This window comes from Paracoccus aminovorans (assembly GCF_001546115.1).
GTDB classification, from domain to species: domain Bacteria; phylum Pseudomonadota; class Alphaproteobacteria; order Rhodobacterales; family Rhodobacteraceae; genus Paracoccus; species Paracoccus aminovorans_B.
The window spans coordinates 715,079-717,642 of sequence record NZ_KQ955208.1; the positions used below are offsets into that span (position 1 = coordinate 715,079).

Genomic DNA, 2,564 nt, shown 5'->3' on the forward strand with positions numbered 1-2,564 from the left:
TTGCAAGAAGGTACGTTCCATTAAAATCAGCTTGCCGTCTAATATCAATGATTCTCTGAACAAGCCCCTCCCCCCCCGGGTAAACTGAAAAAGGCTGTGTTCAGATTCTCCGCGGTTTGCAACTCCAGTGCCAAACCCTCGAAATGATGTTGATCAAACAGATCCGGTTCTTCAAGGTAAGCAAGCCAGTCTTCCAGTAGGGTCATTACCCCCCTCCTGCATTGATGATCGCGTCACGTAAACCCGAAGGCAGGCTTTCGATGCCGCCATCCAGATAATGGTTCGCAAAATACCCCATCCGACGTAGAAGTTCCTGTCTGCTTCCCGGTGGCGGTGGACCGTAAAGGTTATCAAGCGCTTTATGCATTGTCGTAGATCCGGGGCCAGCGCCGCGTCCCGTGGTGGATGAGTGTCGCCAGCGTATATCGCCCTGTGCGGTCGGTTGGGGTAAAGGCCCTTCGGCGTTCCGCGTCGCAGTCACCCAATCCTAAATTTCTTTCATCGAGAAGCCAAGCCGTTTATGTTCAAGCTGCTGGCTGACCTTAAGCCACTCGTGTTCACCACCGCCGTTCCTGATCCTGTTCTCGATGGTTTTCCACAACGCCTTGTCCTTTGATAGCTGCCCTAGCTCTTGAGGGCTCAGATCATCCCACCAGTTCTGGAATGCGGCCGGGTTGTTCTTGTCATACGGCACGCGACCGCCCGGGGCCAGTTCATCATTGCTTCGCGGCGGCTGCCCCTCCCGCGGGTGGAGGTAAGATGGTGGATTGTCAGGATTAGCGCTCCTCGCCCCCGCCTCCGGCGCATCCGCATCCGGCTCAAGCGAGCCTTGCCCACCTTCACCGACTGCGCGTCGCTCGTTCGGAGTCAGATCCTTCTCGACATCTATAACCTTTTCATAGTTGAGCTTACGACCCACCGTCACATTGAATGGGATCGGGTTCGAGTAGAGCACGCCCGGCTCGACCTTGCGCAGTTCGATACGGAAGACGTAGTTCGCACGGATATTGCGGACAACCCGGGTTCCGGTACGCACCACGCTCAGCATGCCCCGCACTGCACTGCGCAATACAATGGCCATTCCTGCGGCCAAGCCCCCGGTGACGCCGATGATTGCGGTAACGATGCCTGCGACCACGACCTCTTCGGCAGCGAAGATCGCGGCATCGACAGCAATCCGCCCCGTCGCAAGCAGCCATTGGCCATTGCGGATCAACGCCATGTTTTCTTCGTAATATTTCCGCACACCGTCCCAGATGCGGGTGAAGAAGCTCACAACCGCTGCACGGCTCTGGGCTCGGCGCGCATCCTCCAGCCGGGAAAGCTGCTCCTGTGCGGCGATCAAAGCGTCAAAATCGCCGCGCAGATCGGCCGGAACATGTGTAAGCTGCGATTGATAATTCAAACGATATGCGCCACCCGCAACCTGCTCATGCCAGGTCTCGGACTGGTTATGCGGATGGCCGCCGACGATCTGGCCCAGAAGGCCCTCGGCCGCCATAAGCCCATCGATATTGCCACCCGACCGTAGGCCGGCAAAAACCCGTTCGCGTAGTGCATCACGTTTCTGTTGCACGGCCTTCCAGCCGCTATCGACCTGCTGCGACAGGGGACCGGCGCGCAAGACCTCTTCCAGAGCCTCCATGACGGCGGCTCGGGCCGCCTCAACGTCTTCAGGGCCGTCGCTCGGGCCGCGGATGCCCGCAAGCAACCCTAGAAAACGGTATTGCGCCAACACCTCGTTGAAGGCGTTCTGGGCATATTCACCAAGCGCCGCCGCCTGAGCCTGATAGCTGGTGTCGGTCACATCCGGGACCAGCGCCGACTGCGGCCCGCTAAGTCGCGCCTGAACCGTGCCGCCTTGAAGGGGAGGCGTATCTGCCTCAGCCATCGAACCAGCCGGCCCAAGTCATGTCGAAATTGCTCCGCTGCATGCCCTCGGCCGAAACCATATCAAGGGATAACTGATTGGGGCATCCAATAGGCAAGTCTGGCAGCCCAACCGCAAGCTGCCGGAGCGTGCTTTCCAGCATATCCAGGCCAGAGACTTCATCGCCATGTAATGTGCGAGCAATACCAATCAGTTCCAGCACCTTCGCATGCTGCACCTCGGAGGTGGCGTCAATGCGCATGGGATCAGTCAGGCGCGGCAAACCTATTTCGGCGAAGAATGCATCGCGCATACCATCGCGCAAGGCGCGGCGGGCATTCTCTTTCTCAAGGAAGATACCGTTAAGATAGCTCATGGCCGTCCTTGGGGCAGGTCGATGTGATCACCCTTGGCGGTGATACGGTCCGAGCCTTCGATCTGTAGATCCACTCCTTGCAGAACGATCTTGCCGTCCTCGTTCATCTGCAGCTTGCTTTTACCGCAGACCAGTTCGAAACGCTTTCCGACCACAACAACCTTATTTTGACCTACCTCCTCATAGGCGCCAAGCAGCACCGATTCATTTCGGATACCTTGCACACTAAGCTGATAGCCGCCGCCAACCGTAATCGTCTTGGCCGCGCCCACGATCTCGTTTGAGCTGACCATCACCGTCTCGGCCTTGTTTTTGGCA

General features: G+C 58.0%; 4 protein-coding genes. All 4 read right to left on the minus strand.

The annotated features are described in order from the left end of the window. Positions 1-44: 44 nt before the first annotated feature. Entirely contained in the window at positions 45-206 is a 162-nt protein-coding gene (locus tag ASV56_RS23395) for a hypothetical protein (RefSeq protein ID WP_156429058.1), read from the minus strand. A 281-nt stretch (positions 207-487) separates the two neighbouring features. After that, positions 488-1,891, minus strand: a complete 1,404-nt coding sequence (locus ASV56_RS03705; protein WP_062560832.1) for a hypothetical protein — start codon at positions 1,889-1,891, stop codon at positions 488-490. After that, entirely contained in the window at positions 1,884-2,246 is a 363-nt protein-coding gene (locus ASV56_RS03710; RefSeq protein WP_062560833.1) for a hypothetical protein, read from the minus strand. The genes ASV56_RS03705 and ASV56_RS03710 overlap by 8 nt, the downstream gene beginning before the upstream one ends. Further along, positions 2,243-2,564: hypothetical protein (locus tag ASV56_RS03715; protein ID WP_216635368.1), on the minus strand; the 322-nt coding region annotated here is incomplete at its 5' end. The genes ASV56_RS03710 and ASV56_RS03715, both read right to left, overlap by 4 nt.